Below are 25,325 nucleotides of genomic sequence, written 5' to 3'. Positions count from 1 at the left end.
AAAGGAGAGGGTTTGAGAGAAGTATGTATTAAGGTTGTGGATTTGGTGGAACAATCTTGTCCAAATCTTTATCTGTCATTTGATCTAATTCTTTAAGATCCGTTTGGATTTTCCATTTGGTTTCATCTTCCACTGGCTGTGGTAAGCGCGCTTCAAGCCAATCGCAAACCACATCAGGTGGAAAGTCTGGATGATTGCACTGAATCACCCAAGACAGGAATTGCTTTGCTTCGCCATTCATATACGGAGGTGGAGATACAGGCAAGAACTGTGTAGGCAGGCGTTCATTTTTAGAGATGTAATTAAGTACATGCCCTAACTCTTGAACAGTTTGCCATGCCAAAGGGTGATCTACATTAATTTGAAATTTAAACCACCATGCTTCTTTTCCATCAGTGCCATAAGCATCAATGAGCGACTCTTTCACACTTGGAACTTGGCAAAAAAACTGATGTAAACGATCAAAACTCAAATCTGACACGATTTCGAATCCAGCAATTTAAAAAACTTATATTAGCAGAATGAATTGAATGCCGAGTTAATGGAATTCATTTTAAAACGTTAAAAATTACATTTGCATGTTTTTTATTCATTATTTATCTATAATTTAAAGCTATATTACAACATAGATTCACCCTAAGTTGAGGTGCTTGGCATGTTGATACGAGAATGTTTAGGTTTAAAATCGGGATTAATTGTACTTGGTTCATTAATGAGTGCGTTGCTTGCGAGTTCAACGACTGCTAATACGAACTTGAGTAAGTATAGCTCAGTGAAAACTAAACCATCATACGCACAAACTCGTCCAGAACATGATCGTATCTTTCAAAATAGTTCAGGAACGGGGTATCGTGCTTATGCGGATGCCTATGGAACCCCGTTAGCTCAGCAACGCTACCCAGTGCGTCCACAGTACGGTCATGGGCCTCATTACTCCCAACAGTACCCTCAGCATTATCCGCAACGTCCATATCCTGTGTACCCACAGCAAAATGGTGTGACGATTATTTATAACCACCAATTTCCAACTCAAACGGAATATCGAACTGAAAGTCATGGCTTTGTGAATGGAAATGGTTCGATTGAAAGTTCGAGTTATACCTTGATTTCTGATTGGCAACGCTATCATTTGCCTGCACCGAATATAGGTATGCATTGGATTTTTCAAAATGGACGTTACTTACAAGTCCCGAACAATCGTTAATTTAGAGCCTAATAAGCGCTGTAGACATTGATAATGAGAATTTGACGTATCAACATCCATTGCAGTTGAGTTATTGAGTTGCAATGGATGTTTTTTTAAGTATGAAGACTAGTGAATTAATTCTTAGTTAAATAGATCTATGCCAATTCATCATCTTCAGGGCGAGGGGTTTTGCCTTGTGGCAATGGTTTGTCAGCATGTTTATCGCGTATCACAGAAGGGTATGTCCAAGAAGCATAACGCACTACCAATATTGCAATAGCCATGATGAGAATAGAGCCTGTATTAATCACCAAATCCATATCAGCTTTATGATCATGTTGAATGTCTGAAATCAAAAGACGAGTTAGGGCAGTGATTGCAATATAAATAAGAAAACGTACTGGCATATGGTTGGTTTTGAAATAAATGCCGACCATCGCGCCTAATTCTAAATAGATGAATAATAATAAAATGTCATCAATCGTGGCATATTGCTTCACCGTTAAAATATCAATCACAGTATGGCCAGCTGACCAAATGACCATACATCCAATAATAAACAACGCAATATAGTGGAAGCTTTCTACCGCGATGTTTCCAAAGCGATCGATGAAGGATTCTAGTTTTTCAAATCGTGGATCTTTGTTCATTTTCATATCCTCCTTTATTAATGAGATTGATGATTTTATAGTAAGCAAATTTCATGCACATGAAAAAAATCAGCAGTTAAATAAATGAAAATTTTAATTTTTTGTATTCTTTTTATACGAAATTGATGTACTGTAGGGTGAGTCATTTAACGACGAAGGGAAAATCATGTTAGATAAAATTCAAACAAAAATTGATACACTTCAACAAGGTAAAAAACTTATTCTTGGTTCTGGGATTCAGGCCGATGAGATGCAAAAAATTATAGCTTTATGTCAGTCTTTAGAGTCCTCAGGACAGATCAAAATTGTGAAATTAAATAAAGATGCACCGAGCTTAATTGTTCAAAAACAATAAGACTTGGGTTTAAGCATAAAAAAACGCCTGAATTCAGGCGTTTTTTTATTTGTTTGGATATATCTACAATTCTTAGATCAAGATTGGGTGGTGAAGTAATCTGCGCTGAAATTCATCACAGTTTCAGAGCTTGCTTTAATACGTGCTAAACGAGTATTGAGTTCAGGCAAGATGCGTTGTATGAAGTAAGCCGCCAAAGACACTTTGTTCTGATAGAACTCACCTCGCTTATCATGTGCAGCAGTTGCAATCTTAGCGAACATATATGAGAAGCTGAGTAAACCAACAGCGTGTAGATAATCTACAGCTGCCGCATTTGCATAATCACCATTCTCACGTGCACGTTCTAAAACAGTTTGTGTAATCGATTCAAGTTCAGTCGCAGCATCTAATGTCGCATCTTTAATGAAATTCAGTTCAGCACTCATTTCATTGGCAAAGTCACGAATTTCTGCGATATATTCTGCAATGAATTCACCATTACATTTAATGGTTTTACGACCGATCAAATCTTGCGATTGAACGCCGTTGGTCCCTTCGTAAATTTGAGAGATACGTAGATCACGGATGCATTGTTCCATACCCCATTCACGGATATAACCATGACCACCAAAGACCATTTGTGCATCTAAAGTTGCATTAAATGCAGTATCAGTCAGATATGCTTTAGCAATCGGTGTAAGTAGGGCAACGCGGTTGTTGGCTTTAGCAACTGCTTCAGGATCTGTAGAGAACTTAGTGATATCAAGTTGTTGACCGACATAGACTGCAAATGCACGAGATGCTTCATTGTTCGCACGTGCATTTAACAGCATACGACGAACATCACCATGAACCAAGATACTATCCGCAGGTTTTTCTGGAGATTGAGCACCTGTTGCACTACGTCCCTGTAAGCGGTCTGTCGCATATTGAGCAGCATTTTGGTATGCGTATTCTGATGCACCTAGACCTTGGATCCCCATAGATAAACGTTCATAGTTCATCATCACGAACATCGCAGCTAAACCTTCGTTTTCTTTACCCACGAGGTAACCTTTGGCAGCATCAAAGTTCATGACACAGGTCGCAGAGGCTTTAATCCCCATTTTGTGTTCAATTGAACCAGGACCTGCAGTATTACGTTCACCTATTGAACCGTCAGCATTGACGATAAATTTCGGTACGATGAATAGCGAAATACCACGTGAACCCGCTGGTGCGTCAGGGGTTTTTGCAAGCACTAAATGAATGATATTTTCTGCAAGGTCATGATCACCACCGGTGATAAAGATCTTAGTACCCGTAATGCTATAGGTACCATCTTGGTTGCGTTCAGCTTTGGTTTTAATAATCCCTAAATCTGTACCTGCATGTGGTTCAGTCAGACACATCGTACCAGACCATTCACCTGAATAAATTTTTGGTAAATAGGTTTCTTTTTGCTCTTGAGATGCGTAGCTGTTTAACGCCATACCCGCACCGACAGAAAGAAGCGGATAAAGCATGAATGATGGGTTTGTTGCGAACAACATTTCGTCTGCAAGTACAGTCAGCATTTTAGGCATGCCTTGACCGCCCCATTCTTCATCTGCACCTAGACCGATCCATCCCCCTTCTGCATATTGTTTAAATGCTTCTTTAAAGCCAGCAGGGGTAGTAACTGCACCATTACTATAGCTTGCACCTTCTTCATCACCTGTACGATTGAGTGGAAGTGTGACGTTCTGAGCAAATTTTGCCATTTCTTCTAAAATAGCTTCTGCAGTCGCTGCATCTACATGTGCAAGATTTTCATTCGATTGCCAGAATTGTTCAGCTTTAAATACATCATTTAAAATGAATTTCATATCAGCAAGAGGCGCATTATAAATTGGCATTTTTGATCACCTTTTTTGTTTAATCTATTATGAATATTTAGAGTCTACCCAAGCATCGTTGGTCTTGTTAGACGACTAAAGGTTAAGAATTTGACTTTATTCTTTATCAATTGAAACTGATGAGCATAATTTAAACGAGATAACGATCGTAAAGAAAAGGTCATAAAGAAAAAGGACTGCCAAATCATTGGCCGCCCTTTTTCTGATTATTCATTTATACATTTGAATTTAGAATGCAAAATGTTCTGCATCTAAGCTCATCAATGGCTCTAAGCCACCGCTGATCACCTCTACGTGTGAACGTACGCGCGGTAAGATTTTCTTGAAGTAGAACTGTGCAGTTTTCACTTTAGCATTATAGAAATCTACTTCAGTTGTGCCTTCAGCAAGTTTCTGTTGAGCCACAAGTGCCATGCGTGCCCATTGGTAAGCTAGTGTTACATAGCCAGAGAAGTATAGATAATCTACCGCAGCAGCACCGACTTCATCTGGGTTTTGCATTGCGCGCATACCGATTTGCATCGTTAAATCGCCCCATTCTTTGTTCAATGCAGCCAATGGTTCAATGAATTCTTTCATTGCAGCATTGTCTTTGTTTGCTTCATTGAATTTGTGAATGATCTTGGTGAAGTCTTTTAACATCGCACCTTGAGTTTGTAGGACTTTACGACCTAATAAATCAAGCGCTTGAATTTCAGTGGTACCTTCGTACAAGCAAGCGATACGTGTATCACGGACAATTTGCTCCATACCATGTTCTGAAATAAAGCCATGACCACCAAACACTTGGACACCATGTTTTGCAGCTTCAGAACCCGCTTCAGTTAAGAATGCTTTGGCAATCGGTGTAAGCAATGACAAAATATTGTCAGCAAATTTGCGTTCTTCTTCAGTCGCAGCTTGTTCAACGATATCTGCATAATGAGCTAGATCATAAACAAGCGCACGACCACCTTCAGCAAATGCTTTTTGCGTTAAAAGCATGTTACGAACAGCAGGGTGAACGATAATTGGATCAGCATCTTTTTCTGGTGCTTTAGGGCCAGAAAGTGAACGCATTGCTAAACGATCTTTTGCATAAGCCAAAGCACCTTGGAAAGATGATTCAGATGCAGAAAGACCTTGAACAGCAGTACCGATACGCGCTGTGTTCATGAACGTAAACATGGCATTTAGACCACGGTTTTCAGGTCCAATCAGGTAGCCTGTTGCACGATCAAAGTTGATCACACATGTTGCATTACCATGAATACCCATTTTGTGTTCAATCGAACCACAACGAACCGCATTGCGTTCGCCCACTTCACCATCAGCCGTTAAATTAAACTTCGGAACGATAAAGAGTGAGATACCTTTAGTGCCTTTTGGTGCACCTGGAAGACGTGCAAGTACGATGTGGATAATGTTATCCGCCATGTCATGCTCACCCGCTGAGATAAAAATTTTCTCACCAGAGATTGCATAGCTACCATCAGCATTCGGTTCAGCTTTACTGCGGATAATACCAAGGTCAGAACCTGCGTGAGATTCTGTTAAACACATGGTACCTGTCCATTCACCTGAAACAAGCTTGGTTAAATATGTTTGTTTTTGCTCATCAGTGCCATGATGTTCAATTGTACGAACTGCACCGTGAGAAAGACCAGGGTACATACCCCAAGCCCAGTTTGAAGAACCAATCATTTCAGAAATGATGATGCCCAAAGAGTTTGGTAAGCCTTGACCACCGTATTGTTCTTCAGCAGCAAGTGAAGGGAAGCCAAGCTCTACATATTTTTTATAGGCTTCTTTAAAACCGGTAGGTGTTGTTACAACACCATCTTTCCAAGTACAACCTTCACGGTCGCCAACTTGGTTAAGTGGTGAAAGTTCATTTTCACAAAAATCAGCAGCAGCTTCTAAGTATTGATCAACCAACTCGCGGCTTACGTTTTCTTGGAATGCAGGAAGGGCTGCATAGTGCTGTTCAGCATTTAATAATTCATGCAAAACAAATTGCATATCACGTAAGGGCGCTTTGTATTGTGGCATAGCTTGTTCCTCAATACTGGTTAAACCAGATTTATAATCTTAATAAAAAAGTAGTGTCATCACCGACACCTTTTGTTCTACTACATCGTGCAATATCTTATAGCGCTGTACAAGATTTAAAGATTGTTTCTACGTGACTGTAAAGTCAAAGAAAAAATCAAAAAGATTACTAAGTACCTTGAGTATATAGCTTTTTATATCATATAAAGTGAAACAAATTGTCAGATACGTAAAAAAATATGTCGATAAAAAAAGACGCCGAAGCGTCTTTTTATAACTCATTCAAATTATGAAGTTTTTACAGCTGGTGCTTTCTGAGGCATTTTAGGCTGGAAGCGTACATGACATTGACCATTTACTGTTTTCTCGCCAAGTTTAATTTGTACCGCTTTACCATCAGTTTGACCTACACAAGCTTGAGCAATCGCTTGTTGTTGTGCCTGACGATTTGCTAAGCGTTGTGCGTACTGTTGCGTAAGCTCAGCTCGTTTTGCATCTGTTAGTGGTTCACCGCGTTTAAATTCGCCTTTCGCCATAGGGCCTTGAGCATCCCCACGCATTGGACGATGTTCACCACGCATACCACGGAATTCACCACGGACTTGTTTAGCGTCTTTACGGTCAGCCTTATCTTTACGATCGGCTTTAAACTGAATGACGCAAGCGCCATCTACTGTTTTATCACCAAATTTCACTTGAGCTGTTTGTCCAACTGCTTTGCCATCACAAGCTTTTTGGGCTTGTTCAAAAAATGCTTTACGTTCAGCTTTATGCGCTTGATGCTTTTCACGCATTTCAGGTGACATGCGTTGCTCATGATGCTTTTTAAATTGTTTTGTGTCTTGAGGTGCTGTCGCAGTTGTTGTTTGGCATGCTGTTAATGCGCCCATGCTCAATAGGCTCGCAGAAACGAGTGCAACTTTGGTCATCGCTTTCATTATGATTATCCCCTTGGATGCAAGTATTGGTTCGTTGGGTAAAGAATAAGTAATAATGATGAAGAAACAATGAAGAGTTTTTTGAGCGACTGTTCTATACAATACTGAAATGCGAAGAAAAATGTGAGATCGAATTTGAATATACGCCGAGTCCCAATCGCGCTGCGCTTATTCCTTACGGTGTTATTAACAACTTTGTTAATAACAACAGTAAGTCTAGGTGTATTGCATTGGACCATGCAGAAAAACTTTACCAAATACGTCGCAGATGTAGAGATGCAAAAACTCGACTATCTGATTGATAATTTGGCGGGTGTGTATGGCGTATATCAAGATTGGGGCAATGCAGTTCAAGCACAGATTCTACAGATTGAAGGCGAGGCTGCTGCCGATGACTATGACCGACTTTCACGTTGGTGGTTGCGTCGCCAATATGATATTGCATTGCAGCAACGTTATTTTAAAGAACATACCATGATGAGTGCATTAGACACTCAGCGAACTCAATCGATTAACCCACAAGAACTAAAAGTCCTTGAAGAAAATCTACCTTCAGAGTATCAACCCTTTGAAGGTTTAAAATTTCCTTTAAGTGCCAATCAAAATCAATTTCGTTCAGCGGATAAAAATCAAGAAAAAGTGGGAAATTCAGGCATTCGCACTTCTGGTCAACAAGATGGTAAAAAACTGTTCATCTCAATGGCAGATCATTTAGGTCTAAGTTCTCGTCTGTCTTTATATGATGCCAAACAACAATTTATTTTGGGTGAACCTTCAGAAAATCCAGTGTCTTACCGCCCAATTATGGTCGATGGTGCAATTGTAGGGTATCTCGGGTTAAGACCTGTGTTAGATCAAGATGATGCATTGAGTATCAATTTTTTCAGTAATCAAAAACGCTATTTATTCTTGATTTACATTCTGACGTTAATTACCAGCTTAGTGGCTGCATTATTATTAGCGACTTATTTTAGAAAGCCGATTCAACGACTTTTAAATGCGACACGTGAATTGACCAAAGGTAATTATCAGCATCAGGTTAAAGTGAATCGTAATGATGAATTGGGTGATTTATCAACAGAAATTAATCAGTTGGCAGTCATTCTTGATCAGCATGAAAACTCACGCCGTCAGTGGGTTGCAGATACATCACATGAACTGAAAACCCCATTGGCTGTGTTGCAAGCTCAAATTGAAGCGATGCAAGATGGAATTCGTAAACCAACACCTGAACATTTTGCCTCGATGTTGGCTCAAGTATCGAGCTTGAAAAAACTCACGCAGGATCTGGCAGATTTAGCACAAGCGGAAGCGCAACAACTGAAATTTTATTTTACTGAAGTTGACCCTTGGTCAGTCATCTTGCAAGAAGTTGAACATTTTAAACCGAAGTTTGAACAAGCCAATTTGAATATTTCAATGAAGGGCCAGGGTACGGATTTACAATTAGATGTAGATCGTTTTAAACAAATTATGGTTAATTTGCTCAGTAATAGTATTCGCTATACCAATGCAGGTGGTGAAGTTCAAATTCATAGTATTGAAGATGAAAAATCATGGTCTGTAATTGTGGATGACAGTCCCTTAGGTTTAACGGATGATCAATTGGCGAATTTAGGTCAGCGTTTTTATCGAGTGGATGATTCACGAACGAGAAGTACTGGTGGAACAGGGCTTGGACTGGCTTTATCAGGTAAAATTGCACAAGGCTTGGGTGGTACATTAAGCTTTGATCATTCACCATTGGGTGGTTTGCGATGCAAATTGACCTTTCCAAAACAAACGAAAGCATAAAGGGAAAAGACATGAAGCATGTAATGCTGGTTGAAGATGAAGTTGAACTTGCACAATTGGTGCGAGATTATCTAGAAGCGGCTGGATTTGAAGTCAGCATGTTTCATGATGGTCAAGAAGCTTATGAGAGTTTCCAGCAGCGTAAACCGAGTTTAATGATTTTAGACTTGATGGTCCCACGTATGGACGGTCTTACGATTTGCCGTAAAGTACGTGAACAGTCTGATTTACCGATTATTATGGTGACCGCACGTACAGAAGAAATTGATCGCGTTTTAGGTCTGAATATGGGTGCAGACGATTATCTGTGTAAACCATTCAGTCCTAAAGAATTAGTGGCACGTGTTCAGGCAGTCTTACGTCGTTTAGATCGTAAAGCAGAGCCGGAAGAAAGCAATTTATTCCGTATGGATAAAGGTCAACAACGTGTTTGGTACCAACAAAAATCGTTAAATCTGACACCAACTGAGTTTCGTCTTTTAGAGTTGTTTTTAGAGCATGTTGGACAAGTCTATTCTCGAGCGCAACTCCTTGATCATATTAATCCTGACAGTTTCGAAGTTGCGGATCGTGTGATTGATAGTCATATTAAAAATTTACGCCGTAAAATTTCTGATGCGGCTGAAACCGGCAATCGCCATGAATGGGTTCAGGCCGTCTATGGAGTTGGCTACCGTTTTGAATATCCAGAAGATTGATCCTTTAAGATAAAAAAGCGGATCACTGGATCCGCTTTTTTATAACTTAACTATTGAATAATGTATTGATTTTATCCTGAATGTCTTTGGATACACTAGAGTCATAACCATCCACAAGAAACCGACTGATTAATCCTTCAATAATTGTATAAATGAGTTCTGATATATCTTCTTGATCAGCAATCTTACAATGATGTGCGATGAGTTCTTTAATCCATTGTTTATGTTGTTGAGCAATTTGAATCAGATTCTGTTCAGTTGAATTGGATTCCGCAACAGCTCGCACAAATAGACAACCTTTGAAGTCATCCTGTCTAAACCATTCAATATGCCACTCAAATATTTTATTGAGTGCATCAATACCTTCAGCGTTTCCAATAGAGTTAAATAAGCCTTGTTTAAATTTCTTATCTCTTGCGGTTAGTACAGATTCGACTAAGTGATTTTTATTATGGTAATAGGTGTACATAGTTGTCTTCGAACAGCCTGATTGATCTCGAATTAAATCAACACCCACAGCCCCAAAGCTATGTTCATAAAAAAGCTTTTCTGCGGTATTTAAAATTTTTATGGCTGATTTAGACATAGAACAAACTCCATAAAAAACCAATAGTACAGATCTGTACTATTTTGAATTTTACCGCTATGATGATTGGAAAACAATAGAGCCTAAAGGTGTACTCATGTTTTCAATTCTAGACGGTAAAGAAAAATTAGCAGCTTTCCCTAAAGGTGGTGAAATATTAAGGAGTCTGATGGGGGGTAGCCTGAGTATTTTTATGCTGTTAAGTTTGAGCCAATGGACAGGTCACCTTTATATCATGGCTCCTTTTGGCGCGACCTGTGTTTTGCTTTATGCTGTATCGCAATCTCCATTAGCTCAGCCTAGAAATATTATCCTTGGGCATTTCATTTCAGCATTGGTCGGTTTGATCGTTGTGCATTTTTTTACGATTTCTCACCTTTCAATCGCATTATCGGTAGGGTGTGCTATCGGGTTAATGCAACTATTCAAGTGCGTTCATCCTCCTGCTGGAGCAAATCCTTTAGTGATTTTACTTACAGCAAAGCAAATTAACTATGATTGGAGTTTTCTCATTTTCCCAGTGCTTTTAGGTTCGATTGCTTTAGTAGTAATCGCATATGCTGTGAATAATTTCAAAACAGAAAAAAGATGGCCGTTATATGGTTTGGGCTTTAAAAATACCAAATAAATGCCCATTCAATATTTATATATCAATGGTCTGAGACAAATCGTATGCTTTACCCAGCACTGTCAATCGTTGCGCCTAACGGGACTAACATTGTAGAAGGTATAAAATTAATTGAAGTCCGCTCTTGGAGACCAGAACAGCTTCCTTTAAGAAATTTAGTGATCGTTGAAAATCAAAATTTTTTAAATGATGGGTTAAAAGAAGAGCAAGGCATAGCGATCGCCATTGTAGATATAGAATCTATTCATGAATGGAGACAAGATGAAATTAAAATCGCTTGTGCATCCTATTGGGAGGAGGGCTATTGTGCTTGGGTGATCACTCATGTCAGACCAATCAACCCGCCGATTCAAACGATAGCAAAAAGAAAAATATACACTTTAAATCTTAATTTAAATATTTAAATGATTTTTGCTTCTTTGGAAGAGTGGACCTAAAACAATAATCTTAGATAAATCCTATTTGGAGGATGCTAAACGCAACGGCTAAATTTTTTTGATAACGATGACTAGAGGCTTAATTTGGAACACTTTTTAAGATGTTGTAGCGTTGACGCTCAACTTTCTTCAATTTAGAAACGACCAATTCATAAGAACTTAAAATCAGATCTTCAATCAGCTCACGGTCAATCTCATTGTGATTATATATCGAAATCCAATGCCGTTTATTCATGTGATATCCCGTGTGAATAAAGGGATAAATATCCCGAAGCATTTCGCCATGGGTTGGATCAACTTTAAGGTTGATGATCGGAATGCCATTTAATATAAAAGTCATCAAATAAATTTTATCCATGACTTTATACACATCACATTCAGGCATAAAGGGTTGGGAACATTCGGATGCAGTGAGTTGATTGGCATAGCTCGATGCAATTTGATGTAAAGAATAACTCATAAAATTATCAGCCTAAGGGAATATCTCAATCGGTGTGCCGTTACCGACCAATAACCAAATTTCGTCCATATCGGTATTCTTCACTGCGACACAACCCCATGTCCAATCATTACGAGGGAAATATTCCATCAAAGAAGGGAGTTTATTGACTTGAGATGTCGTGGCAGAACCATGAATCATAATATCGCCACCAGGGGAGACACCTAAAGCTGCTGCCTTTGCTTTATCAAGCTCATTTGGATAAGAGATATGTAGCGATTTATAAAAAGCACTTTGAGGATTACGCCAATCGATTAAATAGCGCCCCTCAGGGGTTTTACCATCGCCCTCTTGCACTTTATGTCCTGTGGGTGCAAAACCTAAACGCATATGGTAGGTCTTGATGACCTGATCATCATGTCTAAGTTCTAGCGTTCGCTTAGCTTTATACACATGCAGTTCATTGATGGGCGTTGTTGAGCGAATTCGATTAATGGCTGTTTGATCTAAGCTTCTCGCATGCACGACATCGGTGCTAGGTAGATATTGATTGTATTTGGCATAGACAAAATAGCCACCGATCATAATAGCGATCAGTGTTCCGATGAGAAGGAGATACTTGGTTAAAGTCATAAGTTTTATAATTCTTAGTCTTATTTATAAATATTAAACGGTTCAATCAAAATTAAGGTCATGTCAGATTTTACTTTGCTCAATTCCTTATGGATTATTTATAACGAATTTATTGTCGATAATCAAAATGTTCTGTGGATAAAGTGCACGATATCCACAGAATTCAGATTGAGTTGTGATTAAGAAGAACAACTCACCATCACATCAGGTACATCGGCTGAAAGTGGTGCTAAATCTTCAGTTTTTTCACGTTGAGTTTGTTTGGTAAATGGTTGTTTCAGTAAATCAAATAATCGCTCAACTTCTGAAAAATCATTGCCTTCAGCCAGTTCGATGGCTTTTTGCATCATATGGTTTCGCAAAATATAGTGTGGATTAACTGTTTGCATTACATCATCCAGCTCTTCGACATTTTGACCCTCGCGAATACTTTCATATTGCGTTAAGAAGCTTTCGAATTGGCGTCGATCTAAGCAATCATCTTTAATCACTTCATATTCTTTCTGCTGGAGACGGATAAAGTTTTGGTTGTAATCCAGTTGCTCAGTTTGCAAGATTCTCAAGAATGCCATGGCACAATCAAAACTATCTTTATGGAAGCTTGGTAGCCCCATTTTGTGATTTAAGCCTAATTTATAGTGCTCTAAAAATGTCGGTTCATAATGTTCTAGGCATTGTGCCAATTGCTCTTTCCATTGTTCTTTTTCAACGCCTTCAGGACATAAAGGAACAAGATTATTTAACCAATTCCACAAATTCCAATGTCCAATACTCGGTTGCTGTTGATAGGTATAGCGCCCATGATGATCGGAGTGATTGTTGATCCAATTGGGACGAAAACGCTCCATAAAACCATAAGGACCGAAATCTAAAGTTGAACCTGTAATATTTAAATTATCCGTATTCATCACACCATGTGCAAAACCGACCAATTGCCATTTAGCAATCATGACCGCAGTATTTTGGATGACTTTGGTTGCAAAACTTAGAATAGGGGATTCGCTTTCTAAGCACTCAGGATAGTGCCATTCGATACATTTTTGCGTAAATTCGGGCAACAAATCAGATTGATATTGATTAATCCATTCAAAATGCCCTAAACGAATGTGGCAATCTGAAGTACGTAGCATCATTGCACCACGTTCTAATTTTTCGCGTTGTACACCTTGATCAGAAGATGTAAATCCAACTGCATTACTCGAAGCGACACCGAGAGCATTGAGTGCGTGACCTGCTAAGTATTCACGAATCACCGAGCGTAATACAGCACGACCATCTCCCATACGAGAGTAGGGGGTTGATCCTGCACCTTTTAAATGTAGATCAATAGTTTGATGGTTCTGATCCAAAATTTGTGCAATCAGTAAGCCACGACCATCACCAAGTTGACCTGCCCATTGTCCAAATTGATGCCCTGCATAGACCATAGCGAGTGGTTCAAATTCTGAAAATGTCTTATGCCCACTACAGATTTCAACCCATTGTTGCTTATCTTCATCTGACCACTGCAATTGATTAGCCAAATCTACGTTGAAATGACCTGCTTTTGCACCTTTCAATGGAATCGGTTGTTGGTGATGATAAAGTTTATTTGAAAGCGTTGGATAGCGTGGATTGAATTGCATAGTAATGAACGTAATTTGGGATCTGATTTCACTATAGCAAATTCAATATAGCATTTCAGTGATTGATGTGAACTAATCGACAATGAATAGTTTTGCACCATTTTTTGTGGATGAGCGATGAGATTCAGCATGATCTGACACTTGATAACTCATACCTGAATGTAATGTAAATGAGCGTCCATCTTCTAGTTCTGTGATTAACTCACCCTCTAAACAAAATAAAATATGACCTTTTTTGCACCAATGATCTGCCAAATATCCTGCTGAATATTCAACGATTCTTACGCGAATATTATCAAATTGCTGTGTTTTCCAAAGTGCATAGCCATTTTCACCCAAATGTTTGACTTGAGCTACATCAGACCATTGGGTGATGCCGAAAGGGATATTATTTATAAGCATAGTTTTACCTTATTATTATATTGATTATGAAAATAAGAATGAATTAAAAAAGCTCCGAAGAGCTTTTTTATGAAACATTGAAATGTTTTAAATTAGTTAGAAATTGAAGATTTCTTCAAGTTACGCATTAGCAAATTCAAAGTTTGACGATGATGCGACAGACGCTGTTCAACCAATTGGAAATCGACTTTAAGTTTGTCATCCATTTGGTGAATTTTCTCGGCAACCGCTGCTTTCTTCGCTTGAATCTCTTGCTCTTTTAACTTCGCCCAATCATTCAATGTTTGAGAGAATGCTTCATATTCCTGAGCAATACGCGCCTTAGCTGAACTAATGTCATCATTCACATTTAAGCCATATACAGCCAAATCTTGTTCTGCATATTTAAACTTCATTGCCAATTCAGCTTTTTTAATATTAAAGCTTGGAATACGACGTAAGTTCTTAGCAAGACCCAGTTTAGAACATGTCCAAATCAACCATTTCGTTGGATCGTACTGCCACCATTTCACACCGTTACGATAGTCGTATTGGAAAATATGGTGATAGTTATGATAACCCTCGCCCCATGTTGCAATCGCAAGAACGAAGTTATCACGTGCTGTATTTTCATCTGTATAAGGACGTTTGCCCCACATATGACATAGCGAGTTAATAAAGAATGTTACGTGATGGCTCAAGATTAGGCGCAGTAAACCACCCAATAATAGAACACCCCACATATCACCAACCAACCAACCGACAGTCGTTAAAATCACTGCATGTACTGCAATCACTAAGGGAATGTAGTACTTGTCTTGGAACATCACAACCTTATCAGCCAAAAGGTCGGGTGCATTTTTATAATTTGATTCAGCTGCAGGATAATTACGAAGCATCCACCCAATATGAGCGTACCAAAATCCATTATTAATCGAATATGGATCTTTTTCGACATCGTCAACATGACGATGATGCGTACGGTGACCAGAAGCCCAGAACAGAATACTGTTTTGAACCGCAAATGTACCCATAATCATCAACAAGATTTTTAGAGGTAATGTTGCTTCATAAGCACGATGTGCCCATAAACGGTGATAGCCAGCAGTAATACCGAGGCTACTAAAACCAAGAAGTACAATTAAACTAATCCACGCACCAGCGCTAAAGTCGTGATGGTACGCATACAGTGGAATAGCAATGATTGCGACAATTGGTAAAAACACCAATGCAAAAACTGCGATCCAGTTAATTGGGGCTTTGGGTAGGGGAGCATTCATCTCCAACAGCACTCCTAGAACCTTAGAAGGTATAAAAGAAACCTTAATCCATGTAAAAAATAGGGATTAAGACTTCATGATATTAGCACGAGCAAACAGATGTTCACTAGTATTATTGTACAGTTGTATTGTACTAAACAGTAACATAATAAAACATTGGCTAAATTCCTAAATTTGGAAATGTTTTAGACATGAGCCAGTGTGAATAGTGGATTAAAAAATTCTTGAAAATAGCTAGATTCATAGCAAGGTGAATCTATTGAAATACAAAAAAGTAAGTCAGAAAATTCAATGGATTAAAGATTTTGCATCATGAGTTTTGGATAGTCTGTAATCAGACCTTGAATCCCTAAATCACGTAAATGCTTTGCCCGATCGAGTTGGTTTACCGTCCACACACTGACATTTAAGTTTGCAGAACGTGTCGCTAGAATGATGTCATCCGTTGCCAGTTGATTCATCCAACCGATTTGGCAACATTCCAGTTCAAGTGCTTGATCAATGGCTTGATGTTTCACATCCGTTTCAATCAACAGACCGCGTTTAAACTGAGAGTGATGTGATCGTAAGGCTTGATGAATTTTGGGGTCAAAGCTAGTAATGACAGCAGAGTGTTCAAAGCCTTTTAGTTGCTGTTCTAGGGCAAGTGTAATTTTTTCAGCTTCAGCTTGAGTTTTCACAGCTTTGACTTCGACTTCGATATGTTCAAAGTTCTGAATTAAGCTTAGGGTTTGATCCAGTAGAGGCGTGGCTTCTACTTTATTCCATTCTGACCAATTCACCGCATGGTTATATGCATCAAGTTCTTCACGGCTACATTCATATAAGTTTTTCTGTTGGCCTGAAGTTCGAACGAAGTCATCATCATGCATGATGATTAATGCATCGTCTTTGAGTTGACGTACGTCAAACTCAACAGCACGGATCCCTAAATTTTGAATATATTGAAATCCACCGAGGGTATTTTCAGGTGCTTCCCCGCGCGCACCACGATGACCAATAATTCGCATAGAACACCCTGATTGAACAGGATGATCATAGCGCTGAATCATGAAGGAAATATGATGATTTTAAATCATATTTTTAATTAAAAATGACCGTCATAACGACAAAGACGATCATCATTTCATAATTTATTTTAACGATTAGATCGTATCGTTAATGTTTTTTTGCCAAAGAACTTCTGAACCGCCTTCTGCACGTTGTAATGTACGTGATGCGACAAATAACCAATCCGATAAGCGGTTTAAGAGTTGAAGTGACGTTGCTTGAATATTTTGATCACGTGCATGGACAGTCATTAAGCTTCGTTCCGCACGACGACAGACTGAGCGCGCTTGATGTGCATAGCTACATGCCAATGTTCCAGCAGGCAAAATAAAGTCTTTCAGCATCGGGAGTGCCTCGTTCATGTCATCAATTTCTTTTTCGAGAAATTCAACTGAAATCGGTAAAACCATGTTGTAGTTAGGAATGCAAACTTCTCCACCTAAATCAAATAACCAGTGTTGAATCAGGCTGAGTGATTTATCCCATTTGGCTTTATCTTCAATTGAACTGACTGCAATTTGAGAACGTAAAATACCAATACATGAGTTCAACTCATCGACATCCCCTAAAGCATGGATACGTAGGTCATCTTTAGGTACACGAGAACCATCACCTAGACCTGTCGTGCCTGAGTCGCCTGTACGTGTATAGATTTTACTTAGACGGTGTCCCATGAGGTTTCCTTTAAATTTTTAATTACTGAATATAAAAAGAATCATGCCATAGCGATGGCATGATTCTCAAAATTTTATTGCTGAATAAATAATGGAGCTAATACATTTGATTAGTATTTGAATGTCACACCTGCAGAAGCGATTCGACCACCATTGATGTAGAACTCATCTAGATAATAGTTTGCAGTCTTATGTTTAACATCACCAACGTTCTTGATGTTGGTAAATAATCGAATATTCGGGTTGAGCTTCCAATAACCATTGAGATCAATCGTTGCATAGCCAGACATTTCTTCTGAATTCGGCATGTTGGCGATTTTCGATTTGGATTTGGCGATTAGGGTTGCACTTAAACCATAGATTTCATTTTCAAGACCAAGCGTTGATGAAACTGAATGTTTGGGTCTGCGAGTAAGTTCTAAACCTGTGCTCTTATTTTCAGTTTCGACATAGGCATATTCAGCATTGAGATAATAAGGTGCTTTTTCCCATTTGAAACCGATTTCACCTCCTTGCATTTGTGCTTCTTTCACATTGGCATATGTTGAATCTTTGGTTTGATCAATTTTGACATAATCGATCAGATGGTCGACTCGAGTTTGATATAAAGAGCTATAAATTTTGGAATTCTCTGAAATTGCATGATCGAAACCAATTTCATAAGAAATGCTTTCTTCAGGTTTTAAATTGGGATTTCCGAAAGTTCCACCCCAGTCAGCATTTTCATAGTGATAATAAAGTTGATTGCCAGTTGGTGCTTTAAATGCAGTTCCAATATTGGTGTAAACACTGGTTTGTGGGCTTACATCAACGCGACCGGCAAGTTGACCGACCCAATGTGATCCGAACTGATCATGATCTTCAATTCTCAACCCAGCTTGAGTATGAAATTGATCAGTATTAAATTGATGTTGAATATAATAGCCTGCGCTGTTTAATTTTTGTTTTTCTCCCACAATTGCTAAGCTTTCAATATCAGCACGATTGAGAGCACCACCAACCATGAGATTGTGTTGAGGAGCAAACTTCCATTGAAGATTCAGATCAGCTTCGTTGCGATCGGTATCAAAGTAGTAGTAACCCGCTTTATCGGTTAGCTCATCTTTAAAATGAGAAATTTGTGCATTCAGTTTGAGATTTGATTTGAGTTGTGCTGTTGCAGATGCATTTAAAACTTGATTAAGAAAGTCTTGAGCACCACCGTAGTAAACATTATTGCCTTTGTTTTCACTGATATTGATATGCGCTTGGTACAGTGCTTTATCAATGCCAATTTTAGTGCTATAACCCTTTTGATCAAAGCTTGCATCTTGTTTAGATTTATCGGTGACAGGTGTACCATCACTTTCAAGGCGTTGACCACGGACTTGCGCATACATCCCAGAATCATCAACTAAATCGGCACCGACTATCGACTTATACGTATTATTTTCACCAAATTCGGTCGTTAATAATAAGCCAGTTTTTGACGGTTTTTTTGAAATGACATTGACAACCCCGCCAATTGCATCCGTACCGTACTGTACTGAAGCAGGACCTTTAACAATTTCAATACGCTCGATATCGCTTAGATCGATATAAGGGATGTTTGCTCCACCATCTAATGCTGTATTTAAGCTAACACCATCTTTTAAGAAGAGTAGATGTTTAGAATCTGTACCTCGAATAAATCCAGAAGAGGTTTGCCCTATACCACCACTTTGTACAATATTTAAAGAGGCGTCTTTACGGAGTAAATGACCTAAGTCTGAAATTGGGGCTTGATCGATTTCTTTGGTATTAATTACAGAGATTCGTGCAGGCACATTTTCAATATTTTGTTCACTACGAGAAGCTGTAACCACAATAGTGCTTAAAGAAGATTTTGCAGAAGTTTGAGCTTCAGTCGTTGCTGATACAGACGTTGAAAAACCCATCGCAATAGCGATCGCACCCACAAGTGCTGTAGGTTTAAAAAGAATAGACATATTTTCGCTCCATACATTCACCCCACGTGAATGATTGAGTTAAAAGGCACAACAAGCAGGTATCCGGACTTAAATGATGTATATTTTTATACTGACATTTCCACCTTCCCACATATTTAATGCAGTGGCGTAAATCTTTGAAAATCATTCAGAGATCTATAAAGAAATGTGTTTCATTTTACCGTTGCGGGGGCAGTGTTGGATTTTCACCAACTTCCCTAAAGCAAAGCTTAGACTTGTTGCAAGATGCGCGCAGTATAATGATTGTATGTCTTATAAACAATGAACATGCAGAATAATCAGGACGAACTTTACTCAAGTTAAAAAAATTGCTTTACAATGCTTTGGCTAGGTCTTTATGACACTATATAAATCACATTAATCTTGATTGAGATCAGAGCGATCAAATATGCGTACTCGCGCCAAAATTTGTGGAATCACACGTATTCAAGATGTACAGTCAGTTGTACAAGCAGGTGCAGATGCAATCGGATTTGTATTCTTTCCGCCAAGTCCACGGAACGTGACTATCAAGCAAGCGAAAACACTTGCAAAACATGCGCCTGCTTATGTTCAATTGGTGGGGTTGTTTGTGAATGCATCTTTGGAGCAAATTCAAGAAACCTTAAAAGATATTCCATTGGATGTTTTACAGTTTCATGGCGATGAATCGGCTGAAGAATGTCAGCAAATTGCACAGGCAACAGGACGCCGTTGGTATAAAGCCCTTCAAGTGAAACCTGGTTTAGATCTTGTTGAGGCAATTCAGCAATACCAACAAGCAGGTGCAAGTGCTATGCTTTTAGATGCTTGGCATCCTGAACTCAAAGGTGGAACAGGTCATTCATTTGACTGGGCACAGTTCCCCAACATGGATATTCCATTAATCTTGGCAGGTGGCTTAAACCCTGACAATGTTGAAGACGCTATTAAAACAACACAGGCTTATGCTGTGGATGTGAGCGGAGGCGTAGAGTCCGCAAAAGGTATAAAAGACCAACAACTCATTGAAAAATTTATGCAAGGAGTCCATCGTGGATCAGCAAAATAAAAGTCATAACAGTCAAGTTGACTATACCCAATTCCCAGATCAAAACGGGCATTTCGGTATTCATGGCGGACGTTTTGTGTCAGAGACTCTTATGGCGGCTTTAGAGGATTTAGAAAAACTCTATTTTCGCATGAAAGATGACAAACAGTTTCTGGCAGAATTCGACCGTGACTTGGCTTACTATGTAGGTCGCCCAAGTCCTTTATATCATGCTGAACGATGGTCAAAAGAATTAGGCGGTGCTCAAATTTATTTGAAGCGTGAAGACTTGAACCATACTGGTTCACATAAGGTGAATAACACGATTGGTCAGGCACTTCTTGCAAAACTTTCAGGTAAAAAACGTATTATTGCAGAAACAGGCGCAGGTCAGCATGGTGTTGCGACTGCAACGATTGCAGCACGTTTAGGTCTTGAATGCGTTGTATTCATGGGTGCTGAAGATGTAAAGCGTCAGGCGATGAATGTTTACCGTATGCGTTTATTGGGTGCGACCGTTGTACCCGTAGAAAGTGGCTCTAAAACGCTGAAAGATGCCATGAACGAAGCGATGCGTGACTGGGTAACGAATGTTGATTCAACCTACTATGTGATTGGTACTGTTGCAGGTCCACACCCGTATCCGCAATTGGTACGTGATTTCCAATCGATCATTGGTCGTGAAGCACGTAAACAAATTCAAGAACAAGCAGGTCGTTTACCTGATGCCCTAGTTGCATGTGTAGGCGGTGGTTCAAATGCGATGGGCTTGTTCTATCCATTTTTAAATGATCAAGATGTGAAAATGTACGGTGTTGAGGCTGCTGGTCTTGGTATCGAAAGTGGCAAGCATTCAGCACCACTAAATGCAGGTCATGTTGGTGTTTTACATGGTAACCGTACATATCTAATGTCTGACGACCAAGGTCAGATTATTGAAACACATTCAATATCTGCTGGTTTAGATTATCCTGGTGTTGGACCAGAACATAGTTTCTTAAAAGATATGAACCGTGTTGAATATGTACCAATCAATGACAATGAAGCGCTTCAAGGTTTCCGAGATTTAACGCATATTGAAGGGATTATTCCTGCACTTGAAAGTTCACATGCAATGGCATACGTGACCAAGCTTGCTCCGACGATGTCTAAAGATCAAATCATTATTGCGACGGTTTCAGGTCGTGGTGATAAAGATTTAATGACCGTTGCTCGTATTGATGGCGTAGAAATGGTTGATATGTAAAACTTGGTTTTATTTATCTTTAAAAGCTCCATTCGTGGAGCTTTTTTATGATTGAAATTGAGAGTCATGCACACAAAAACCTCATAGAAAGAAAAAGTGAGTCTCGCGACAATAACCAAAATTTAAAAACAGATTCGATTGATAAGAATGACATTTACCGACTTGGTTCGTGCAGAACAGTTTCCAACCCGTATTGATTGGCAATGGAGAGATACTTTTGCCATTTGTATTATTCCGCTGATTTTATTGAATGGTTATTTCCTAGAACACATTTTTGGTCAATCAGTAAATGTGGCCATAGGGGATACGGTATTCAGGGGAATATTGTTTGTCATCGTTTGTGTCCTATACAAAAGCATGTTGCTTGAGCATTGGCAAAAGTATAAACAAGCTTTTTGGCGTTCAAATTTGTTGGTGCTAATAGGTGCTGTGATGCTACAAGTGGTCATTTCACTAACCAGAAGTTTTCTGCCGACGGGAGCATCTGCAGGGAATGAAAACCAATTAGATTCGAGTCAGATCGCATTTATCAGCCTACTGTTGATTAGTTTAGGTCCTTTATTTACTGCGCTGTTAGAAGATATTATTTTTCGCTATACCTTGTTGCAAAAACTGTTTGTTAAACCATGGCTGTGGCGTGTTGTTTTAGTCTTATTGAACTCCATTTTATTTGGATTGATTCATTATTATAATTTTGATGGAAACGTGATTGCGACCATCAGTTTTATGGCAGCAGGACTGTTTTTAAACCTGATTTATTTGTGGACACGTAATATTTGGCATGTGTTGCTGATTCATTTTGTGAACAATGCCGTATTATCTTTGGGTGCTTTGATTCTTCTAGAAATTTTACAAAAGCTGAATGCGGTCTAATATTGAGGACGGTTAGAGGGAAATACCATGCCTAGTTTATTTATTGTCATGCTCGGTGGTCGTCATGCACGTGCCAATACAGAAGTGCATGATGTGGTTTTAGCCGTAGGTGAATCGTTGGAAGAAACCTACGATCAGCTTCGTAATGCATGGTTCGGTGAACAAAAAGGTTTGCATATCGATGCTTGGGCAAAAATCAATGGAGTAGAGTTTGAGGGAGCGAAATATCAATTACAATTTACTGATGCTCAGCCGAACCAAGCATCACAAAAATTATTTTTGATTAACTTAGGTGGTTACGATGCTAAAGAGTTTGGTGAGCTGCATCGTTATGTATTACTGGTTGCTCAGAATGCAATGGTCGCAAAACAAAAGGGCAAAGTATATTTCGCTGAACATTGGCAAAAGCAACATACAGATCGTGTCTTAGATGTCGATGATTGTATTGCCATTGATCATGTGCATGGACGTTATGTGCAATTGGTCGAAGGTAAATTTGAATCTAACCATTGGGAAAATACTTATATTACGATTGCTTAATGTGTTTCTAAGCAAATCAATAGAAAGGTTGAAATGCTGATTTATTGATTATTATTTCAGGCTCTTCGCTTTATGGGTAAAAAAGCTAAAGATCTCATAAATTATTCCATTCATGTATAAAGGCGCTGAAATGTGGTTAAAACCTTTATATCAGTGAATCGAGCAGATGCTTATCAAAAAAACAGTTATTAAATATGTAAAAAACGCATTTTCTTGATAGATCAATTAAGGCTATTCTGTTCGCCTTTATAATAGAAATTACTAGCCGTACGCCATGTATTTATATACTGATTTTGATCAGCAGTTGATCAACGAACGTGTTGCACAGTTCCGTGACCAAACGGAGCGTTATTTAGCAGGTAAGTTGACGGAAGACGAATACCGTCCATTACGCCTACAAAATGGTTTATACGTACAACGTTATGCACCAATGTTACGTGTTGCTGTCCCTTATGGTTTAATGAACTCGAAGCAACTTCGCAAAATTGCGGATCTTGCAAAAGAATATGACCGTGGTTATGCACACGTTTCTACACGTCAAAACATTCAGTTTAACTGGCCTGCGCTAGAGAATGTACCTGATATGTTGGCAGAGCTTGCAACCGTTCAGATGCATGCGATTCAAACATCAGGTAACTGTATCCGTAATACCACAACTGACCAATACGCAGGTGTGGTTGCGGGTGAAATTGCAGATCCACGTCCGACATGTGAATTGATCCGTCAGTGGTCAACCTTCCACCCAGAGTTTGCATTCTTACCACGTAAATTCAAGATCGCAGTCTCTGCACTTGAAGAAACAGATCGTGCTGCGACGTCATTCCACGATATCGGTGTTTACATCGTTCGCAATGAAGCAGGCGAGATGGGCTACAAAATCAAAGTGGGTGGTGGTCTAGGTCGTACACCGATCATTGGTAGCTTTATTCGTGACTTCTTGCCACGTGAAGATTTAATTGCTTATTTAGAAGCGGTACTGCGTGTATATAACTTACATGGTCGCCGTGATAACAAATATAAAGCACGTATCAAGATTTTAGTAAAAGCTTTAACACCTGCTGTATTTGCTGAAAAAGTTGAAGCTGAATTTGCACATACCATTCAAACTTTGAAAATCCAGCCTGAAATTTTGAAAAAATTAGACGAAGAATTTATTCCGTTTGATTATCAAGATTATGCAGATGAAGATTTCTCTACTCAGTTTGCAGAACATCCAAAATTCAAACAGTGGTTCAATATCAACACCAATGCCCATAAAGTGAAAGGCTATCGTATCGTAACGATTTCTCTGAAACGTACTGGTATTGCACCTGGTGATATGACCACTGAAGAGATGAACTTGATTGCAGACCTTGCAGACAAGTACACTTTTGGTGAGTTACGTACGACACACGAACAAAATATTTCACTTGTGGATGTTCCGCAAAAAGATTTATTTGAGCTTTGGACTATTCTTGAAAAGAACAACTTGGCTCGTGCGCACATTGGTTTCATTACCGATATTATTTGCTGTCCGGGCGGGGATTTCTGTTCATTGGCAAATGCGAAATCTATTCCAATTTCTGAAGCAATTTCACGCCGTTTTGATGATCTAGATACCATTTACAATTTAGGTAAATTGGATCTAAACATCTCAGGTTGTATGAATGCCTGTGGTCATCACCATGTGGGTAACATCGGTATTTTAGGTGTAGATAAAAAAGGCGCTGAATTCTACCAAATTACTTTGGGTGGAAATGCAGACCACGATGCATCGATTGGTGACATTCTTGGGCCGTCATTTGCAGCAGAGCGTGTGCCTGATGTTGTAGAAGAAATTTTGAATACTTATCTTGATCTTCGTCAAGAAGGTGAAGAGTTTGTAGAAACATATCGTCGTGTTGGTATTCAACCGTTTAAGGAGCGTGCATATGCTTAATACTGCACTTCAAGTGCTCGCAAAAGACGGCACTGTAACTGACAATACTTACCAAGTGATTGGTGAAGATGGTGTACTACCACAAGGTGATGTGGTGTTAACTGTTGAACAATTGGATCAAATTGCCAATGTAACGGGTAAGAAAGCATTATTTTTAACAGTTGATGCTTCTCCTGAAACCAACGAATTCCCACTCGATCAGCTCGACGCAATCTTTATCGAATTTGCAGGCTTTAATGATGGTCGTGGTTATTCATTTGCTGCATTGTTACGTCGCCAAGGTTACCAAGGTGAACTTCGTGCGACAGGTGATGTATTCAAAGATGTCTTGAACTATATGAAGCGTTCTGGGTTCGATACTTTCGTGATTAAAGAAGGTAAAGATATTGTTGAGGCTGCAGCGGGTTTAGGTGATTTCACGAATCCGTATCAAGCATCTACCGCAGTTGGTCAAGCTAATTATCAAACAGGCGCGTAGAATCATTTAAATAAAAGAGCCTGCCAAAA

The 25,325-nt window shown here is 39.1% G+C and carries 26 protein-coding genes and 1 riboswitch; of the genes, 12 read left to right on the top strand and 14 right to left on the bottom strand.

Going from position 1 to position 25,325, the window contains the following annotated elements; genetic code table 11:
- Positions 1–28: 28 nt before the first annotated feature.
- Positions 29–481 carry a hypothetical protein gene (locus tag AC5YDM_RS10420; protein ID WP_496152045.1) on the bottom strand — a complete coding sequence of 151 codons (453 nt, stop codon included), beginning with the start codon at positions 479–481 and terminating at the stop codon, positions 29–31.
- A 174-nt stretch (positions 482–655) separates the two neighbouring features.
- On the opposite strand from AC5YDM_RS10420, the gene AC5YDM_RS10415 reads away from it, so the two are divergent.
- Entirely contained in the window at positions 656–1,204 is a 549-nt protein-coding gene (locus AC5YDM_RS10415) for an RcnB family protein (RefSeq protein WP_496152044.1), read from the top strand.
- Between the two features lie 137 nt (positions 1,205–1,341).
- Here the strand turns inward: AC5YDM_RS10415 and AC5YDM_RS10410 are convergent, their stop codons facing one another.
- Positions 1,342–1,836, bottom strand: coding sequence for a phosphate-starvation-inducible protein PsiE (locus tag AC5YDM_RS10410; protein ID WP_496152043.1), 495 nt, complete (start codon positions 1,834–1,836; stop codon positions 1,342–1,344).
- A 166-nt stretch (positions 1,837–2,002) separates the two neighbouring features.
- Here AC5YDM_RS10410 and AC5YDM_RS10405 point away from each other — a divergent pair, with 166 nt between their 5' ends.
- The gene (locus AC5YDM_RS10405; protein ID WP_496152042.1) at positions 2,003–2,191 is read left to right on the top strand and encodes a hypothetical protein; all 189 of its coding nucleotides are present in this window, start codon (positions 2,003–2,005) and stop codon (positions 2,189–2,191) included.
- 77 nt (positions 2,192–2,268) lie between these two features.
- Here the strand turns inward: AC5YDM_RS10405 and AC5YDM_RS10400 are convergent, their stop codons facing one another.
- The 3 genes from AC5YDM_RS10400 to AC5YDM_RS10390 all read right to left on the bottom strand — a co-directional run bounded on the left by AC5YDM_RS10400 (position 2,269) and on the right by AC5YDM_RS10390 (position 7,019).
- Positions 2,269–4,050 (bottom strand): acyl-CoA dehydrogenase C-terminal domain-containing protein, encoded by a 1,782-nt coding sequence (locus AC5YDM_RS10400; RefSeq protein ID WP_496152041.1) that lies wholly within the window; start codon positions 4,048–4,050, stop codon positions 2,269–2,271.
- 228 nt (positions 4,051–4,278) lie between these two features.
- Positions 4,279–6,081 (bottom strand): acyl-CoA dehydrogenase C-terminal domain-containing protein, encoded by a 1,803-nt coding sequence (locus AC5YDM_RS10395; protein ID WP_496152040.1) that lies wholly within the window; start codon positions 6,079–6,081, stop codon positions 4,279–4,281.
- A 287-nt stretch (positions 6,082–6,368) separates the two neighbouring features.
- Entirely contained in the window at positions 6,369–7,019 is a 651-nt protein-coding gene (locus tag AC5YDM_RS10390; RefSeq protein ID WP_496152039.1) for a hypothetical protein, read from the bottom strand.
- A gap of 135 nt (positions 7,020–7,154) precedes the next feature.
- On the opposite strand from AC5YDM_RS10390, the gene baeS reads away from it, so the two are divergent.
- Both baeS and AC5YDM_RS10380 read left to right on the top strand, forming a co-directional pair.
- The gene (gene baeS / locus AC5YDM_RS10385) at positions 7,155–8,813 is read left to right on the top strand and encodes a sensor histidine kinase efflux regulator BaeS (RefSeq protein ID WP_496152038.1); all 1,659 of its coding nucleotides are present in this window, start codon (positions 7,155–7,157) and stop codon (positions 8,811–8,813) included.
- Between the two features lie 11 nt (positions 8,814–8,824).
- Positions 8,825–9,511 (top strand): response regulator, encoded by a 687-nt coding sequence (locus AC5YDM_RS10380; RefSeq protein ID WP_496152037.1) that lies wholly within the window; start codon positions 8,825–8,827, stop codon positions 9,509–9,511.
- A gap of 46 nt (positions 9,512–9,557) precedes the next feature.
- Here the strand turns inward: AC5YDM_RS10380 and AC5YDM_RS10375 are convergent, their stop codons facing one another.
- The gene (locus AC5YDM_RS10375) at positions 9,558–10,097 is read right to left on the bottom strand and encodes a TetR/AcrR family transcriptional regulator (RefSeq protein ID WP_496152036.1); all 540 of its coding nucleotides are present in this window, start codon (positions 10,095–10,097) and stop codon (positions 9,558–9,560) included.
- 97 nt (positions 10,098–10,194) lie between these two features.
- Here AC5YDM_RS10375 and AC5YDM_RS10370 point away from each other — a divergent pair, with 97 nt between their 5' ends.
- Positions 10,195–10,725 (top strand): HPP family protein, encoded by a 531-nt coding sequence (locus AC5YDM_RS10370; RefSeq protein ID WP_496152035.1) that lies wholly within the window; start codon positions 10,195–10,197, stop codon positions 10,723–10,725.
- Between the two features lie 44 nt (positions 10,726–10,769).
- Positions 10,770–11,129, top strand: a complete 360-nt coding sequence (locus AC5YDM_RS10365; RefSeq protein ID WP_496152034.1) for an ASCH domain-containing protein — start codon at positions 10,770–10,772, stop codon at positions 11,127–11,129.
- Positions 11,130–11,241: 112 nt separating this feature from the next.
- On the opposite strand, the gene AC5YDM_RS10360 is transcribed toward AC5YDM_RS10365, so the two are convergent.
- The 8 genes from AC5YDM_RS10360 to AC5YDM_RS10325 form a co-directional block, all read right to left on the bottom strand.
- Positions 11,242–11,622 carry an MmcQ/YjbR family DNA-binding protein gene (locus tag AC5YDM_RS10360; RefSeq protein WP_496152033.1) on the bottom strand — a complete coding sequence of 127 codons (381 nt, stop codon included), beginning with the start codon at positions 11,620–11,622 and terminating at the stop codon, positions 11,242–11,244.
- Between the two features lie 12 nt (positions 11,623–11,634).
- Positions 11,635–12,234, bottom strand: a complete 600-nt coding sequence (locus AC5YDM_RS10355) for a L,D-transpeptidase family protein (protein ID WP_496152032.1) — start codon at positions 12,232–12,234, stop codon at positions 11,635–11,637.
- Positions 12,235–12,413: 179 nt separating this feature from the next.
- A complete protein-coding gene (locus tag AC5YDM_RS10350) occupies positions 12,414–13,859 on the bottom strand; it encodes a protein adenylyltransferase SelO (protein WP_496152031.1) in 1,446 nt (481 codons plus the stop codon).
- A gap of 72 nt (positions 13,860–13,931) precedes the next feature.
- Positions 13,932–14,261, bottom strand: coding sequence for a DHCW motif cupin fold protein (locus AC5YDM_RS10345; protein ID WP_496152030.1), 330 nt, complete (start codon positions 14,259–14,261; stop codon positions 13,932–13,934).
- A 92-nt stretch (positions 14,262–14,353) separates the two neighbouring features.
- On the bottom strand, positions 14,354–15,520 hold the full coding sequence (locus tag AC5YDM_RS10340) for an acyl-CoA desaturase (protein ID WP_496152029.1): 1,167 nt from the start codon (positions 15,518–15,520) through the stop codon (positions 14,354–14,356).
- Positions 15,521–15,816: 296 nt separating this feature from the next.
- Positions 15,817–16,530, bottom strand: coding sequence for a glycerophosphodiester phosphodiesterase (locus tag AC5YDM_RS10335; protein WP_496152102.1), 714 nt, complete (start codon positions 16,528–16,530; stop codon positions 15,817–15,819).
- Between the two features lie 135 nt (positions 16,531–16,665).
- Positions 16,666–17,244: a cob(I)yrinic acid a,c-diamide adenosyltransferase gene (locus AC5YDM_RS10330; protein WP_496152028.1), complete on the bottom strand. Its 579-nt coding sequence runs from the start codon at positions 17,242–17,244 to the stop codon at positions 16,666–16,668.
- A gap of 110 nt (positions 17,245–17,354) precedes the next feature.
- The gene (locus AC5YDM_RS10325) at positions 17,355–19,211 is read right to left on the bottom strand and encodes a TonB-dependent receptor plug domain-containing protein (RefSeq protein WP_496152027.1); all 1,857 of its coding nucleotides are present in this window, start codon (positions 19,209–19,211) and stop codon (positions 17,355–17,357) included.
- Between the two features lie 37 nt (positions 19,212–19,248).
- Positions 19,249–19,466, bottom strand: a riboswitch (cobalamin riboswitch).
- Between the two features lie 154 nt (positions 19,467–19,620).
- Here AC5YDM_RS10325 and AC5YDM_RS10320 point away from each other — a divergent pair.
- From AC5YDM_RS10320 to AC5YDM_RS10295, 6 genes are all read left to right on the top strand, one after another.
- Positions 19,621–20,262, top strand: a complete 642-nt coding sequence (locus AC5YDM_RS10320; RefSeq protein WP_496152026.1) for a phosphoribosylanthranilate isomerase — start codon at positions 19,621–19,623, stop codon at positions 20,260–20,262.
- Positions 20,246–21,487 (top strand): tryptophan synthase subunit beta, encoded by a 1,242-nt coding sequence (trpB, locus tag AC5YDM_RS10315; protein ID WP_496152025.1) that lies wholly within the window; start codon positions 20,246–20,248, stop codon positions 21,485–21,487. Before AC5YDM_RS10320 ends, trpB begins: the two co-directional genes overlap by 17 nt.
- Positions 21,488–21,634: 147 nt before the next feature.
- Complete coding sequence (locus tag AC5YDM_RS10310) at positions 21,635–22,360, top strand: CPBP family intramembrane glutamic endopeptidase (RefSeq protein WP_496152024.1); 726 nt, start codon at positions 21,635–21,637, stop codon at positions 22,358–22,360.
- Between the two features lie 27 nt (positions 22,361–22,387).
- A complete protein-coding gene (locus tag AC5YDM_RS10305) occupies positions 22,388–22,900 on the top strand; it encodes a DUF1543 domain-containing protein (RefSeq protein WP_496152023.1) in 513 nt (170 codons plus the stop codon).
- 274 nt (positions 22,901–23,174) lie between these two features.
- Positions 23,175–24,818, top strand: a complete 1,644-nt coding sequence (locus AC5YDM_RS10300; RefSeq protein ID WP_496152022.1) for a nitrite/sulfite reductase — start codon at positions 23,175–23,177, stop codon at positions 24,816–24,818.
- Positions 24,811–25,296 carry a DUF934 domain-containing protein gene (locus AC5YDM_RS10295; protein WP_496152021.1) on the top strand — a complete coding sequence of 162 codons (486 nt, stop codon included), beginning with the start codon at positions 24,811–24,813 and terminating at the stop codon, positions 25,294–25,296. The genes AC5YDM_RS10300 and AC5YDM_RS10295 overlap by 8 nt, the downstream gene beginning before the upstream one ends.
- Positions 25,297–25,325 lie beyond the last annotated feature (29 nt).

The organism is Acinetobacter sp. CY81 (genome assembly GCF_059515925.1).
This window is presented reverse-complemented; position numbering and strand designations above follow the sequence as displayed.